The organism is Myroides odoratus, from assembly GCF_001549985.1.
In the GTDB taxonomy this organism is placed as follows: Bacteria; Bacteroidota; Bacteroidia; order Flavobacteriales; family Flavobacteriaceae; genus Flavobacterium; species Flavobacterium odoratum_A.
Genome location: NZ_LROZ01000004.1, coordinates 135,067 through 150,536, shown reverse-complemented (window position 1 = coordinate 150,536; position 15,470 = coordinate 135,067). Strand labels below are relative to the sequence as shown.

13 protein-coding genes are annotated in these 15,470 nt (G+C 34.2%); all 13 read right to left on the bottom strand.

What is annotated here, in order from left to right; translation table 11 throughout:
• Positions 1 to 14: 14 nt before the first annotated feature.
• From AWV75_RS06405 to AWV75_RS06345, 13 genes are read right to left on the bottom strand one after another with little or no spacing between them, the layout of a single operon-like run.
• A complete protein-coding gene (locus AWV75_RS06405) occupies positions 15 to 623 on the bottom strand; it encodes a sugar transferase (protein ID WP_060873595.1) in 609 nt (202 codons plus the stop codon).
• A complete protein-coding gene (locus AWV75_RS06400) occupies positions 623 to 2,536 on the bottom strand; it encodes an NAD-dependent epimerase/dehydratase family protein (RefSeq protein ID WP_060873594.1) in 1,914 nt (637 codons plus the stop codon). Before AWV75_RS06400 ends, AWV75_RS06405 begins: the two co-directional genes overlap by 1 nt.
• Positions 2,537 to 2,540: 4 nt before the next feature.
• Positions 2,541 to 3,668, bottom strand: coding sequence for a glycosyltransferase family 4 protein (locus AWV75_RS06395; RefSeq protein WP_060873593.1), 1,128 nt, complete (start codon positions 3,666 to 3,668; stop codon positions 2,541 to 2,543).
• Positions 3,669 to 4,799 (bottom strand): glycosyltransferase, encoded by a 1,131-nt coding sequence (locus AWV75_RS06390; RefSeq protein ID WP_060873592.1) that lies wholly within the window; start codon positions 4,797 to 4,799, stop codon positions 3,669 to 3,671.
• Positions 4,800 to 6,023 (bottom strand): EpsG family protein, encoded by a 1,224-nt coding sequence (locus AWV75_RS06385; RefSeq protein ID WP_060873591.1) that lies wholly within the window; start codon positions 6,021 to 6,023, stop codon positions 4,800 to 4,802.
• A 39-nt stretch (positions 6,024 to 6,062) separates the two neighbouring features.
• A complete protein-coding gene (locus tag AWV75_RS06380; protein ID WP_060873590.1) occupies positions 6,063 to 7,211 on the bottom strand; it encodes an ATP-grasp domain-containing protein in 1,149 nt (382 codons plus the stop codon).
• Between the two features lie 6 nt (positions 7,212 to 7,217).
• A complete protein-coding gene (locus tag AWV75_RS06375; protein WP_060873589.1) occupies positions 7,218 to 8,237 on the bottom strand; it encodes an NAD/NADP octopine/nopaline dehydrogenase family protein in 1,020 nt (339 codons plus the stop codon).
• Complete coding sequence (locus AWV75_RS06370; RefSeq protein ID WP_231738019.1) at positions 8,234 to 9,478, bottom strand: oligosaccharide flippase family protein; 1,245 nt, start codon at positions 9,476 to 9,478, stop codon at positions 8,234 to 8,236. The genes AWV75_RS06375 and AWV75_RS06370 overlap by 4 nt, the downstream gene beginning before the upstream one ends.
• Positions 9,479 to 9,484: 6 nt before the next feature.
• On the bottom strand, positions 9,485 to 10,780 hold the full coding sequence (locus tag AWV75_RS06365; RefSeq protein WP_060873588.1) for a nucleotide sugar dehydrogenase: 1,296 nt from the start codon (positions 10,778 to 10,780) through the stop codon (positions 9,485 to 9,487).
• A 21-nt stretch (positions 10,781 to 10,801) separates the two neighbouring features.
• On the bottom strand, positions 10,802 to 11,335 hold the full coding sequence (locus tag AWV75_RS06360; RefSeq protein ID WP_197429560.1) for a serine O-acetyltransferase: 534 nt from the start codon (positions 11,333 to 11,335) through the stop codon (positions 10,802 to 10,804).
• A gap of 57 nt (positions 11,336 to 11,392) precedes the next feature.
• Entirely contained in the window at positions 11,393 to 12,367 is a 975-nt protein-coding gene (locus AWV75_RS06355; RefSeq protein WP_060873675.1) for an SDR family oxidoreductase, read from the bottom strand.
• Between the two features lie 4 nt (positions 12,368 to 12,371).
• Positions 12,372 to 13,772 carry a UDP-glucose 6-dehydrogenase gene (locus AWV75_RS06350; RefSeq protein ID WP_060873587.1) on the bottom strand — a complete coding sequence of 467 codons (1,401 nt, stop codon included), beginning with the start codon at positions 13,770 to 13,772 and terminating at the stop codon, positions 12,372 to 12,374.
• Between the two features lie 18 nt (positions 13,773 to 13,790).
• A complete protein-coding gene (locus tag AWV75_RS06345; protein WP_060873586.1) occupies positions 13,791 to 15,089 on the bottom strand; it encodes a nucleotide sugar dehydrogenase in 1,299 nt (432 codons plus the stop codon).
• Positions 15,090 to 15,470 lie beyond the last annotated feature (381 nt).

Genomic DNA, 15,470 nt, shown 5'->3' with positions numbered 1-15,470 from the left:
TACCTTTTTTTTATTTAATTATTTCCTTTAAATGCTTGCATGGTTGTATTATCATCTGCATTTACACCACTGCGCATAAACACCTTTTTCACGGTAAGCAATAGAATTTTCACATCTAATATAAAACTAAGATGCTCTACATAATATACATCTAAGGTGAACTTTTCATTCCAAGAAATAGAATTTCGCCCATTGACTTGTGCCCAACCTGTAATACCTGGTCGAACTTCATGTCTTCTATTCTGAAAGTCATTGTATAATGGCAAATATTTAACTAGTAAAGGCCTTGGTCCTACTAATGCCATATCACCTTTTATCACATTCAACAATTGAGGTAATTCGTCCAAAGAAGCTGCGCGTACAAATTTACCTACTTTAGTAATTCGTTCTACATCAGGAAGTAACGCCCCTTCTTTATCTCTCTTATCATTCATTGTTTTGAATTTAATCACTTTAAATATTCGGCGATTCATACCAGGTCGCTCTTGGAAAAAGAAAACACCAGCTCCCTGATTCGCAATCGCTAAAAAAACAACCAGAATCAGAAACAAAGGACTAAAAACGATAAACGCAATTAACGCAATTAAAAAATCAAAAAATCTCTTTAAAAAACGACTATACATTATTTTAACTGTTTGATTATATCTGTAATGGTATATTTTGGTGTCCAACCTAAATCTTTAATTAAACTACCGTTGACCAATGAAGAAGTTTTAATCTCTTTACTTTCATTTAAAATAAATGTACCTCTCCCTTGCATATTGTCTTGGATTAATCCAATATATTCACGTAAACTAATGTCTTTTCCACTTAAGTTCAGTGCTGTTGGAAATTGTTGTTCATCCATTTTTTGAACTACAAATTGCAATGCTTCTAATACATCATCCACATGGATAAGGTTGGTATTGTTTTCTGGATACTCTATTTTAATTGTTTTCCCTTCTAAGTAGTCTTGAATCATCTTTCCGAAGAAACCAGCCTGACCAGCCAAACTAGGAATAATTACGCGCGGTAAACGAAGCGATACAATATTAGATAAAGGTGAAAATTCTTTAATTGAACTAAATAAATTTTCAATAATCACCTTTTGGAACGCATAACTATTGTTATAGGTTAACGGGTATCCCTCTGTTTTACTCTCATTTACATATTGTGGATATACCGATTGAGAAGAAATATTAATTACTTTAGCAATACGTGCTTTGGCAATTTTCACAGACATTTTTTGTAAAAATAAAACGGCGTCATACTTCAATTTATCCTCTTCATAAGCTAAAGCACTCACAAAATTCACCAATACATCTGTTTGACACAATACTTGTTCTAAATTAATATCATCTTGTACAATTAATTTTACATTATTCAATTTACCGAAAAGTAAACGATATTTGCCTAATGAACTTGCTCGTACAACAAGATTGACTTGTTTAAACAAATGAAATGTATCTTGTACAAATATTTTTCCAATATTACTTCCACCACCAAGAATGGTAATTGTTTCTTTTTCTTGGCGCTTTCCTTGTCTTGCAATAACTGTACAAGCTACTTGACGAACCCCCACTTTATTATAGGCATACTGATCTAGTTCACATTTCATCCCTAAGAAATCGCGTACCAAATAATCCACTTCATTAAACCCTAACAAGGCACGATTCCCTGTAATACCAGTAAAACGCATATTCATTTCAAAGAAGAACAATCCTTTCGGTGTTACACGCCCTTGGATATTTACAGGTCCTTTTACCCCATGTTCTTCTAAAATAGGCACAAACTTCATGATTTCATGCGTATAAGCAAAGGAATCTGGGTTTATCGGATCAACATAAACAGGAACTCCATTCTTCAAGGAGTTTTTAGAAATAAAAAGGCCTGAGAATTTCGATTGTTTATTAAAAATCAACTGAATTGAAATTTCTGATAGTTGCAAGAACTGTCCTTTCTTAACAGCAGCTGTAATTTGTTGATAATTTTTATCTGTTTCTTCTGGGAACAAATACGGTTGAATAATATCATCTCCATTTAATCCTTCTACCTCAACTAACTCGTTAATAATTGAAATTCCTTGTGAAGCAGAACCACCAGAAGGTTTTACAATAGCGGGTAAAATACTCAAATCTGGATTAGCTAAAAACTCTTTTACCGATATAGTAGGGACAATTTTACATCCTAACGGAGCAAAGAAATTATACCAATCTTGCTTATCACGACTAATAGCAATAATTTTAGGCTCAGATACCAAAACTTCAATACCAGCAGCTTTGAACAATTCATAATCTTTCGCAAATAGCACCAATTCATGATCGTGTCCAGGTACTAAAATATCTACCTTGTTTTCAATACACAACTGTAAAATATGTTGGGTATACCCTTCGGCATACAACCCTGGTACAACGATAAATTCATCGCAATAACTATGCGCATATACGTTGGGATTACCATCACATCCAATTATTTTACATTCTCTTTTTAGGTTTAATGAATCAATTACGGATTGACCAACACCTGAACCTACACAAGTTACTAGTACTGTAATCATAGCTTTATTTTTTTATCTTTTTATATATTTCAGTCAACTGTTGACCAATCGCTTCGGGGGAATATTTGGTTTTAATATCTTCCGAAATTTGACTTTGATTGTAATTGTCTATATTTTTAACCATATCCTTCATCGCGGCTGCCATTTCTTCAACATGCCCTACCTCTACCATAACAGCATTGGTATCATCAACAAAATCTTCAGGCCCACCACACTTTGTCATGATAGCAGGAACACCTGCTGATAAGGCTTCCATACAAGCCGTTGCAAAATTTTCCGATAAGGAAGATAAAACATATACGGATGATTTACTCATAAATTCCATAATCTCTGCACGTGTTTTTCTACCTTCTAAAAACACTTGTTTCTCTACACCCAAGGATTGTATCAATTGTTGCAAACTTCCCCTCATGCCGCCATCACCAATAATATGAAAATGTACATTTGCAGGTAGATTTGCTTTAGCAAACGCGCGAATAGCCGTATCAAACCCCTTGATTTTAAATAACGAACCTACTGCAATAAAGCGGAAGATTTCATCTTTTTTACCAGGCACATAACTAAACACACTATCAATAACACAACCTACAAAAACAGAATCTACATTAAATTCTCTTTTAATAATTGTCTTTAGTGGCGCTGAAACGGTGATTAACTGATCCACTTTCGGATAGGCTTCCTGAGCATCAGCATATACACTAGCTTTTATTTTCTTTCTTTTTAACTCACTCCAATGTTCTGTACCTACTACAGGTATTCCAAATAAACCTTTTAAATAAGTACCAATTCTAATATTAGGTAAATAATGACTGTGAATCACTTCTATATTTCCTTCTTTCTTTTGAATGTGCTTGTATAATTTTTTCGAAAATCGATTTACAAAATAATTATTAATGAAACGAGGCAATATACGATAGGGCAAAGGAAAAAAGTAATTATACATTTTCACACCATCAATTACCGTCGAAGTTATTCCAATTGATCGCCAATATAAGCGAATTCTGCGGTCTACTGACATCGAAATTACTTCATGCCCTTGTCCTAGAATAGCCTTAGCTTGATCTAGTTCAAAGTTCCCCCACATCGGGTCTTTTTTAGATGGAATTCCTCTGGAAATCAATAACACTTTCATTTAGTTCTTTTCTAAAAGTTGTTTAATTCGCGTAATATTTTCAAACGAAAACAGTTTTGTACTTATTTCAAAACAGCCTATGGCATTATTTTTATATGCTGTTGTTTGGACTAACTGCAGCAGCTGCTCCTTTAATTGTTTCCCACTCCCCTGTGTACAAGCGCCTAATACTGGATGTTTTATAAAAAGTTGATCTGGATCCGAATTTAAGGACAATACAGGAATCCCTCTTAACCAGCTTTGAATAAACACATTAGAAAACCCTTCACTCACACTTGTATTCAGTACTAAACTGGCGTTTTTTAACAAGTAATCATTAACAAAAGTATTGTCTTTGCCTTGATAATGAGTGATATTATTCAATCGTGCCATACGTTCTAAGATTGGTTGAGCATATGCTTGATCTTGAATACTTCCTATTAAATCAAAATGAAACGCAGGATTGTCTTTCAGTTGTTCTGCTAACTCAACAAAAATTTCCAATTGCTTAATCGGTTTTATATTCGCTACCCAAACAATATGAGCCACCTCTTGCTGTATTTTCTGCTCGATAAATGGCATAATATCTTCATTCAACGTAGGATGCATATTATAAACCTGTAGTATCGGTTTCACCTGTAATTGTTGCAACGCTTGCTCCTGTTCACCTGTTTGTACAATAAATTGACTCTTATTGGCTACAGTCTTTTTGAAAAAGTGATAATTAAATTTTCCTCTTAAGCTTTCTGTATTGAACTGCAAGGTGAACAAATCTGCCACATGAATGAAATGTTGATACCCTAACTCCTTTTGATATTTTGAAATATAATATGACATAAATTTCAATACCCTTTGGTAGACAAAATCAGGCTTTTCTTTTTTGAGTACGTCATAGATACGCTTACCATACGTATATTTCAAAGTAAGTGAATCTAACTTTGTACAACTCTTAATAAAATAAGTTTTATATCCTTCAATCTCTTCTACTCGTGTTTGTGCCACCTGCTGTCCTGGTACGTCCCCTAAATATAAAAATACAATCTCGTATTCCTCTTTTAAGCGATCCGCTATCAAGCGCATTTGATATTCTGCACCTCCTTTAAATAAAGGATATATTCCCGTTACGAAAACTAGTTTTTGTTTATTTTTCATCTAATAAAAATCACGTTGTGAATAGGTTGAGTCTAAAATAGAAACCAATAATAATTTACCCACGCTCAAAAATCCTTTAAAACTCTCACGATAAATAATATAGAACGTATAGAAATAGTACATGGCATAAAAAACAGTCACTATCAAAACAATCCTCCTCAGAAGCATTACTTTTTCCTTATTCAATACTTTGTTACTATAATAAGTCGTCATTATAGTCAGCGCAAAAACGGGTTTAAAAACTTGGATATATCGATCATAAATAATCATATTAGTAGGTAAACAAATGAGTACTACTAATAGAGCTCCTAAAAAAACTTGTAACATCTTTGAAGGAATATACTTATAAAATCGCATATAAAAAAAGAGAGCTATCAAGATTGGAGTAATCAACATCAAGGATAAAATCTTAATATTTGTTTCTTCATATACCGTTAAATAGGTTTGTGCTTTCGTTGCTAAAAATGGGATGTATTGAATCAACCCCATCAATCCTCCAGTCAAGCTCAATAAAACAGCAAATGTACCTACTCCTAGTAATAAAACATTGATTTTCACTCTATTTCTAAAAAAATAAAATAGAATTAAAAAAGGAACATAAACAGAAAAAGCAAAATGAGTAAAACAACTTAACAAAAGAAAAAACAAAGACATTTTTCTTTTACTCTTTAAGTGATAATAGACATAAAGCATGAAAAAAACGAAAGCAATAGAAAACCTCGTTAATGATATCATTGATAAAATAGGTAAGCTCAAAACAAAGCTTATCATCAAAACAAAGTAAGATAATCGAGTTGGATTAAATCTACGGATAACAAAATCACCTACTCTAAAGCAGGAATAGAAACACAGAGTAGAAACAATTAACATATAGGTTTGAAAACCTATTCCAAACCGCGTAAAAATGAAATAAATAAAGAAGAAAAAGTAGTCATTTTGTTCTTCTAATACTTTCTTTAATCCATTAAAATTTACAGATGCGATTCGATCATACATAAAATAATAGCGGGAAATATCTAATTCCCACGTTGGTATCAAGTAGAAACTTAAAACACCAAAGAACAAAGCTAACACGAATAAAGCTATTCGCTCTCTATTAAATATAGACAACAACAAAAAAGGAAGAGAAACTAATGGTGATATCAAGAACAATACAAATGCTAGTATAGCATATTTCTTATTCTCATTTTGTACACCTTTCAATAAAACACTTTTTTCAGCCATAGCTTTCTATTACTTATTCTACTATATTTAATTGCAGAACTACTTTTTACCAACAATATTTTCTTTCAATACCTCTTTTAATGTCAACTCTTGAATCCAATACTTTCCTTCTTTAAATTGGTATTCCCCTTTAGCTGTACGTTCATAATACCCAGCTACACCATTAATTTCCAATTGCTTAGGCGTATCAACTCCAATAAAAATAGAACTTTCAATAATATAGTACTGCTTGGTTTTCTCGCTATACAGTAAATCCGTAGCTAAACAAGTAGCACCGTATAATTCTTTTACTTGAAAGGCTAAATCCAAAGCCGCTGAAGGAATTTCTTTCTTTTCATAATTTCCAGCCCCAGAAGCTCTAAAATCCCCCTCATTGGGATATCTATAGTAGCCTAATGCCTTATTTCCAATAGTTATTATACGCAAATCAAAAGTAGCATCGGCTATAAACTGTTGAAAATACACATAATCTTTTTGACGTTCAAACGGAAAATATGTTTTCAACCCCTTATCACTAAATACCTTATTTACTAAACACATTGCTTCTTCTTTATTATTCATTTTTTCTACACCAAAAGAAGCTGATCCTGTTGTCAATTTAGAAATAATAGGATACTTGGTTTGATTTAAAAAGGTAATAACATCTTGTTTATCATGCGACACAAACGTAGGTATTTCAGGTAGATTATGTGCCTTATAAAAATAATGAGCATTAACCTTATCCTCATACCCCCAAATTTCATCATATGAAGGTAAACAAGTCTTATTTAATATCTTATCTAAGACATACAATTTATTCTTCGCTATTTTTTGCGTACTTGGATCAGAAGCGGTGTGCCAAATAATCAAATCAAACTTTTTAGCCTCCTCTAACCAATTAGATTTTAAGATATTATAAAATTCATATTGAATTTTATTATTTTTTAAAAAACGCTCGTATTTTGGAAAATATGCTCTTTTATATAAATACTTTTTATCATATCTAAAAATGTCATCTTGAACCAAACCAACTGTAAAATTTTCCTCCTTCAATGGTTCTTTTAACAATACAACATTAGCGCTCTCTAAATACAGCACATGTTCATCATAGGTTGTTATACGACCAGATTTTTTTTGCCCTTCAATAAATTTATTTACGACAAAAGGCACTTTTAAAGCTATTTTTTTTACTATACTTCTCAAAGACATAATCTCTTATATTGTTTTAATAATATTACCATTCGCTCTAAAATCAATATCTAATAATGCTCCTGATAAATTAATAATTGCTGTTGCTATAGGTGTTTCAATTTCTAATAGTTTACCTAATGATTCCATCATCACCACTCCCATAGGTATATCCTCTTTTAAATAACGATGATTTAAACTATTTGGCCCTTTACTCGCTTCTTCTGAAAATGATCGAAATACTTCTAAAGAATCTTTATTCAAATCCTCTTCATTTCTCCACTTTGCAGCATCAAAATAGGATAACTCTGGACATTTTAGCGCTTTAAGAATCTTGTTCTTTTCAACATCAAATTGTTTGATTACATTGATGATAGCAGGAGTAAAAGCTTCTTTATACAACCAAAATTCTCCTTGTGAATATTCAATACGTGAAGCTGATAACAATACACCAATGGTATGCACAATCATATTTGGATTATGCAATGCAATATCATAGGATGATTTTCTTTCTAAATCAATTGTAAAGAAAACTGATTTAAACTGCTCTTTTTCTTCTTCAGAAAAATTAGTAAAACTTGCTGCTACACGACAATTTTGAAAACTTACATTCACCTTAGATGGAGATAAGATTCGACCATTATAAACAGTTGTTTCAAACTCAACGTATTTGATATTTTTATCGATATAACGCTTAAAAACAGCCATACTTGCGTAACTTGGCATCAGACAGATAATTTGTCCATCTTTAACATAAGGAGCAATTCGCTTGGCGATATCCTCATGTTGTAACGTTGTAGTAGTCACTAAAATAACGTCTGCTCCAGGAATAGCTGCTTCAAAACTCGTCGTAATATTGTGAATGACGATTTTATGATCATACTTATGAAAATCATTAATAGTATACTCCTTTTTATCACACAGAACATTAAATGTATCTGAATTTATCGTTGAAGATTTTAAAAAAGTTACCTCATGACCTAATAAATGAAGATAAGCTCCATGAATTAATCCTACATTTCCTGTACCTATAACTGTATATTTCATTTTCTATTTTTTAAATATTTAACGTATAAACCTCCTCCCATCATCCATCTAGAAAAACTTAAATTGATAGCTGCACCAATTATTCCAAAATACGTAATAAGAGGAAAAGCTAAAATAAATCCCAACAATGAAGCTCGTATCGTATTCTTCATAACCAACTTATCCATTCGTTTAATTAAAAAATAATTTAATCCAAAGATATTAGAAAAAGCATAACCATTTAAACCTATAACTAAAATCAACAACACCCAAAAAGCATGCTCATATTTAATATTCAAATACCAAAAAATCAATTTAGAAGATGCAAGAATTCCAATACTTAAAACAGTTGTAACAGCTAATAATAATTTTCTGTACTTAGGAAAAGCATCTTTTTTTCGATTTAAAAAAGGAAAGAATACTCTAGAAAATACATCTATAATTGTAACAGCTAAATTAACGATAGTTAAAATCGCTTGGTACATTCCGACTAGTGATTTTGTTCCTAAAACTCCTAATAAAAATGTACTTGTATTATTGTATAAGGTAGGAACAAATTGATTAATAAAAAGCGGGAAATTATTCTTTATTGTATCAATAATTATCTTCTTTGGCAACCAAATTAATTTTAACTTGTATTTCCTCATTAATAAATATTGTCCTATAATTCCTGCTCCAATAAATCCCGCACCTTGTAGCAAAGGATAAATCCAATAATCCTCTTCTGATCGAATAAAAACAAAAATACAAATGGTAAAAAACGCTTTAATTCCTAGATTCAAATAGGTGATGTAACGCATTTTTTCAATTCCCTGAAAAAACCACTCAGGAAATAGAGCATACCCTATAAGCATCAAAGAACTTAGAGCATAGATTTCTTTATATTCATAAAAAGAGGATACACATAATACAATGCCTGTAATAACTAAAAGAGAGATTAATAAGAAAATTCCTTTAATCCATATTACTTTGCTATAAATTAAATTGAGTTTACTAGGACTATTTCTAAAGATAGCAACATCTCTAACGGCTGTAATACGAAAACTGAAATCAGTCAACGATTGAAAATAAGCAATTAACGATGCGGAAAATACAATAACACCATATTTTTCGAATCCCAATACACGCAATACATAGGGTAAAGTTATTAAAGGTAACACCATCCCTACTAATTGTAGAGCAGATAAAGAAATAAAATTCTCTAATAATGTTTTTGCATCTTTATTATGTAACTTCTCTTTTATCTTTTTGATTAATTCCACAGCCTACTACAATCTACGATCTACTCCTCCGTCTAAAACTCCTTTCACATCATAGAGTACAGCTACTTCTTTTTTCAATTGATCCAAGTCCAACGTCAATAGCTCTTTGTGTGCAACCCCCAATACAATCGCATCAAATTTTCCTTGTGGTAAAGTGGTATGACTTACTACCCCATATTCGTGCATTACTTCTACTGGATTCGCCCAAGGATCATAGGTTATTACTTTTACACCATAATCTTCTAAAGCAGCAATAACATCTACAATCTTCGTATTGCGTACATCTGGACAATTTTCTTTAAAGGTAACCCCCAACATCAATACCTCAGCTTCACTTACCTTGATACTCTTTTTGATCATGGTTTTAATAACTTGAGCAGCTACATATTCACCCATAGAATCATTTAAACGACGACCGGCTAAGATGATTTCTGGGTGGTAGCCTTTTTCCATGGCTTTTTGTGCTAAATAATATGGATCAACCCCAATACAGTGTCCTCCTACTAATCCGGGTTTGAATGGCAAGAAGTTCCACTTCGTTCCAGCTGCTTCTAAGACAGCATGGGTATCAATATCCAATAAATTAAAGATTTTCGCCAACTCATTCACAAAAGCAATATTGATGTCACGTTGTGAATTTTCAATCACTTTTGCTGCTTCTGCTACTTTAATTGTCGGAGCTAAGTGTGTTCCTGCTGTGATAACCGCTTTGTAGATATCATTCACTACGACTCCAATTTCTGGCGTACTACCCGCCGTTACTTTTAATATTTTTTCAACCGTATGTTCCTTATCTCCAGGGTTAATACGCTCTGGAGAATAACCTGCATAAAAGTCTTCGTTGAATTTTAATCCTGATACACGTTCTAGAACAGGTATGCATTCCTCTTCTGTTACACCTGGGTAAACTGTTGATTCATAAATTACGATATCTCCTTTTTTCAATACTTTTCCCACGGTCTCAGATGCTTTATACAACGGAGTCAAATCAGGACGATTGTGTTTATCTACGGGAGTAGGTACCGTTACAATATATACATTACAATCTGTAATATCTCCTAAATCATACGAACAATACAATCCTTTGGTTTCATTCGCTAAAACAGGATTTGTTTTTACTGTTACCGCTTGTAAAATTTCATTTTCTACTTCTAATGTACTGTCTTTTCCTTCTCTTAATTCAGCGATACGTCCTTGATTAATATCAAATCCTACGGTTGGGAATTTTGTAGCGAATAAACGCGCCAAAGGTAATCCAACATACCCTAATCCTATTACTGCAATCTTATGTTGTGTATTCATACTTCTAATCTATTTCTATATTTAAACAGTTCTGTTTATATAACCCACAGAACCTTTCATAGACAAAACTTTTGCAGGTATTCCTCCAACAATGCAATTATCTTCAACATCGTTAACAACTACTGCATTAGCTCCGATAGCTACATTATTGCCTATTTTAATATTTCCAATAATTTTAGCTCCAGGTCCTATATAAACATTATTTCCAATTTGAGGTGCACCTTGCTTATCACCTACGTTTATTTGTCCTATTGTAACTCCATGAGATATATTGACATTATCACCAATAACTGCAGTATTATTTACTACAATACAATTATAATGACCTATATAAAAACCTTTACCTATTTTAGTACCTACTGGAATCTGAATACCAAACTTATAACTCAACCTTCTAACGATCAATTTGTATAGTAAATTTCTAGGACTTTGGGTTGCGAGGCGAAACCAAAACATAAACCTAAATCCAGGAACAAAAAAATAACACTTAACTAACTTTGATAAACTATAGGTACCACTGTGTCTAAATAAGTCTTCCTTAATACTTTTATTCATAATACTATTACATGTTAAAGTTTGTGCACTCCATCAAAAAATTTAATTCAACAATTCTTACAGCATCTCTTTATGTTCCCAATACCATTTCATTGCTTCACGTAAGCCGTCATCTAATGTATGGCTAGGGTCATATGCCAATAATGCTTTTGCTTTCTCAATAGAAGCTAATGAATGTGGAATATCACCTACTCGATTTGGTCCGTGTTTTACTTCCACTTGTTCAATAGCTGCATCATAAGTAGCTAAATGTTTTTTCAAGTAAGAAACTAACTCATTTAAAGTCGTACGATCCCCCACCGCTGTATTATAAACGGTATTAATCGCCTCTTTGTTGTCTGTCAACATCGCACGTTCATTCATTTGAACTACGTTGTCAATATAGGTAAAGTCACGAGAGTAGTCACCAGTTCCATTAATGGTAGGACTTTCATGATTAATCAATTGTTTAACGAATAAAGGAATTACAGCTGCATAAGCTCCATTTGGATCTTGACGACGTCCAAATACGTTAAAATAACGCAATCCAATCGCTTCAATTCCATACGTTCTAGCAAATACATCAGCATACAATTCATTTACATACTTCGTTACAGCATAAGGAGATAGTGGTTTACCAATAATATCTTCCACTTTTGGTAAATTTTCAGAATCTCCATAAGTAGACGAACTTGCAGCATACACAAATCGTTTTACTTCTGCATCACGAGAGGCCACCAACATATTAATAAATCCAGACACATTCACTTCATTTGAAGTAATTGGATCTACAATAGAACGTGGTACAGAGCCCAAGGCAGCTTGATGCAATACATAATCAACCCCTGTTACGGCTTGTTGACACGTAGCCAAGTCGCGAATATCCCCTTCCAACAACTCATAGTTCGGGTTGCTTAAAAATTCTTCAATATTGTAACGATAACCTGTTGAGAAGTTATCTAAACAGCGAACAAAGTACCCTTGATTTAAAAAGTACTCTGTTAAGTTGGAGCCAATAAATCCAGCTCCTCCAGTAATTAATATTTTTTTCATAATTCTATTTTCCTTTTCCAATGGTATACACTTCAAACCCTATTTGTTCTAAAGCTTCTCTATTGAGGATATTACGTCCGTCGAATACGAAGGCCGGTTTTTGCATGTTGTCATAAATGCGTTGCCAGTCGTAAGTAACAAACTCATCCCATTCCGTTAGTACGGCAATACCGTGTGCACCTGCAAGAGCTTCATACGGATCTTGGTGTGCTGTTAAATGCTTGCGATTTGCCTCGGGTTCACGGGTTGCTAAATAATCCAAATCAGACAGCATTTGCATGGCTGTCACTTTAGGGTCATACACGTGAATTTGGGCCTCTTCTTCCATTAAATCATTGGCTACATAGATGGCTGCTGATTCGCGTGTATCGTTTGTATCTTTTTTGAATGCCCATCCTAAGAAGGCAATTTTTTTATCATTTACGGTATTAAACAAGGTATTAACGATATTCTCAGCAAAACGACGTTTTTGGTAATCGTTCATGAGAATCACTTGTTCCCAATAATCTGCTACTTCTTGTAAACCATAAGAAGAAGCGATATACACTAAATTCAAGATGTCTTTTTGAAAACAAGATCCCCCAAAGCCAACGGAGGCTTTTAAGAACTTGCTTCCAATACGGCTATCTGTTCCAATAGCACGCGCTACCTCACTCACATCTGCCCCAGAAGCTTCACACAGTTCTGAAATGGCATTGATGGACGATACGCGTTGCGCTAAAAAGGCATTGGCGGTTAATTTAGATAATTCGGATGACCATACATTGGTACGCAAGATGCGCTCTTGTGGTACCCACGCGCTATAAATAGTTGCTAAGGCTTCGATTGCTTCACTTCCGGCTGGGGTTTCTTCTCCTCCAATCAATACGCGATCAGGATTCATCAAATCGGCAATGGCCGTACCTTCCGCTAGGAATTCAGGATTGGATAGAATTTGGAATTCCACCCCATTCCCTGTTTGGTCTAAAATGCGTTTGATAGCTTGAGCCGTACGCACGGGTAGTGTTGATTTTTCAACGACAATTTTATCGGTCTTCGCAACTCTGGCAATTTGACGAGCACATAGTTCGATATACTTTAGGTCAGCCGCCATCCCTTTTCCTTTTCCGTACGTTTTGGTTGGCGTATTCACTGAAATGAAGATCATATCGGCTTCCTCAATTGCTTGGTCTACGTTGGTATTGAAAAATAAGTTGCGCCCTCTGGCTTCAGCCACAATGGCATCTAGCCCTGGTTCATAGATTGGCAATTTATTCAAGTCAGCCTCATTCCATGCCTGGATACGCGCTTCATTGATATCCACTACTGTAATTTGAATATGAGGATTTTTCTGTGCAATGACAGCCATCGTAGGCCCCCCTACATAGCCTGCACCCACACAACAAATTTTAGTAATCTTTTTCATTTTTATCGGACCAACTTATTATAATCTACTATCTACTTCGTTTGGTTTTAACACACTCTTGGTGTCAAACACTACGCCAGAGGATTGAACCAATTCTCGGACGTTAAATTTATTAAAATCGCGGTGTGCTGTTGTTAAGACAACCGCATCATAGTGTTGTTTTACAATGTCTAAAGAATTCACTAAGGTAATTCCATATTCGGCTTTCACCTCTTCTGGATTCACCCAAGGGTCATACACCTCCACAGTTAAACCATATGAAACTAACTCATCATAGATCATGGCTACTTTGGTATTGCGGGTATCTGGACAGTTTTCCTTGAAGGCAAAGCCCAACAACAACACTTTAGACTGACTTACATTGATGTTTTTTTGCACCATCAGTTTGACTACTTTGCTTGCAATAAAAACGGGTATTTCATCATTCACTCGTCTTCCTGAAAGGATAACATCAGGGTAATACCCTAATTGAATGGATTTATGTGCTAAATAATACGGATCAACCGAAATGCAGTGTCCTCCAACTAAACCGGGTTGAAACTTAAGGAAGTTAAACTTCGTTCCGGCTGCTTCTAGTACTTCTTGGGTATCGATTCCGATGCGATCAAAAATCAAGGCTAACTCATTCACAAAAGAGATATTGACATCGCGTTGGGCATTTTCAATTACCTTAGCGGCTTCTGCTACTTTAATAGAGGAAGCTTTATGTGTACCTGCTTGAATGATTTGTTGATATAATTGGTCGATTTCTTCTGCTATAGCGGGTGTGCTACCCGAAGTTACCTTGACAATGGTTTCTAAGGTATTGATTTTATCACCTGGGTTGATGCGCTCTGGTGAATATCCGACATAAAAATCGCGGTTGAACTGTAGTTTTGAAGTGGCTTCTAATACGGGAATACACTCTTCTTCGGTACAACCTGGATATACAGTAGATTCATAGATGACGATATCGCCTTCTTTGAGGACTTCGCCTACTAAACGGGAAGCGCTCTTTAAGGGAGATAAATCGGGTGCATTAAATTGGTTGATGGGTGTTGGAACGGTAATAATGAAGACATTGGCTCCTGCTAAGTCTTTTCTTTCAAAACTAGGCAAATATCCTTTTATACCCCCAGAGGTTTGGTATGCGATAAGGGAAACACTAAGCTGATCTTGGTCGGCTTCTTTGGTTTCATCTTGTGCTTTTTGTAGGGCTTCAATGCGTTGAGCATTGATATCAAATCCCACTACAGGGTAGTGTTTAGCGAATGCTAGCGCCAAAGGCAAACCCACATAGCCTTGTCCTACAACTGCAATCTTATATTCTTTTTCCATTTTTTTATTACTTTCTTATTTACTTAGGGACGGGATAAAAAAGTAAGGTATTTTAGCCATAGGCTACTCCCTAAGCTCACAAAGGTACATTTTTTAACCTTTTCTCTAGCATAGATTTGATTATTTTTAAGGAAAGTCGCACGTTGCGCTTTCCTAAAAACACACACATAAAATGAATTAATTGTTAAAATTATTTAAATAAAATGAAATATCCTTAGCGTCATACACTATTCGTATATTTTATTGAAAGAAATTGTTTTTTATTGAAGGTGATTTTTGTGAGGGGGTGAGAGGGTGTGGCGGTGAGAGGGTGAGGTGGTGAGGTTTGCTTTTTTGTTTTTTCGCAAGAGGCTTTTTTGAAGGTTTCTTCGATTAAAGAAG

Coding starts and splice junctions, on each gene's coding strand:
- AWV75_RS06360 (WP_197429560.1), bottom strand. CDS start 11,335: ATGAATAAAAGTATTAAGGAAGACTTATTTAGACACAGTGGTACCTAT.
- AWV75_RS06350 (WP_060873587.1), bottom strand. CDS start 13,772: ATGAAAAAGATTACTAAAATTTGTTGTGTGGGTGCAGGCTATGTAGGG.
- AWV75_RS06395 (WP_060873593.1), bottom strand. CDS start 3,668: ATGAAAGTGTTATTGATTTCCAGAGGAATTCCATCTAAAAAAGACCCG.
- AWV75_RS06355 (WP_060873675.1), bottom strand. CDS start 12,367: ATGAAAAAAATATTAATTACTGGAGGAGCTGGATTTATTGGCTCCAAC.
- AWV75_RS06385 (WP_060873591.1), bottom strand. CDS start 6,023: ATGGCTGAAAAAAGTGTTTTATTGAAAGGTGTACAAAATGAGAATAAG.
- AWV75_RS06405 (WP_060873595.1), bottom strand. CDS start 623: ATGTATAGTCGTTTTTTAAAGAGATTTTTTGATTTTTTAATTGCGTTA.
- AWV75_RS06390 (WP_060873592.1), bottom strand. CDS start 4,799: ATGAAAAATAAACAAAAACTAGTTTTCGTAACGGGAATATATCCTTTA.
- AWV75_RS06345 (WP_060873586.1), bottom strand. CDS start 15,089: ATGGAAAAAGAATATAAGATTGCAGTTGTAGGACAAGGCTATGTGGGT.
- AWV75_RS06400 (WP_060873594.1), bottom strand. CDS start 2,536: ATGATTACAGTACTAGTAACTTGTGTAGGTTCAGGTGTTGGTCAATCC.
- AWV75_RS06375 (WP_060873589.1), bottom strand. CDS start 8,237: ATGAAATATACAGTTATAGGTACAGGAAATGTAGGATTAATTCATGGA.
- AWV75_RS06380 (WP_060873590.1), bottom strand. CDS start 7,211: ATGTCTTTGAGAAGTATAGTAAAAAAAATAGCTTTAAAAGTGCCTTTT.
- AWV75_RS06365 (WP_060873588.1), bottom strand. CDS start 10,780: ATGAATACACAACATAAGATTGCAGTAATAGGATTAGGGTATGTTGGA.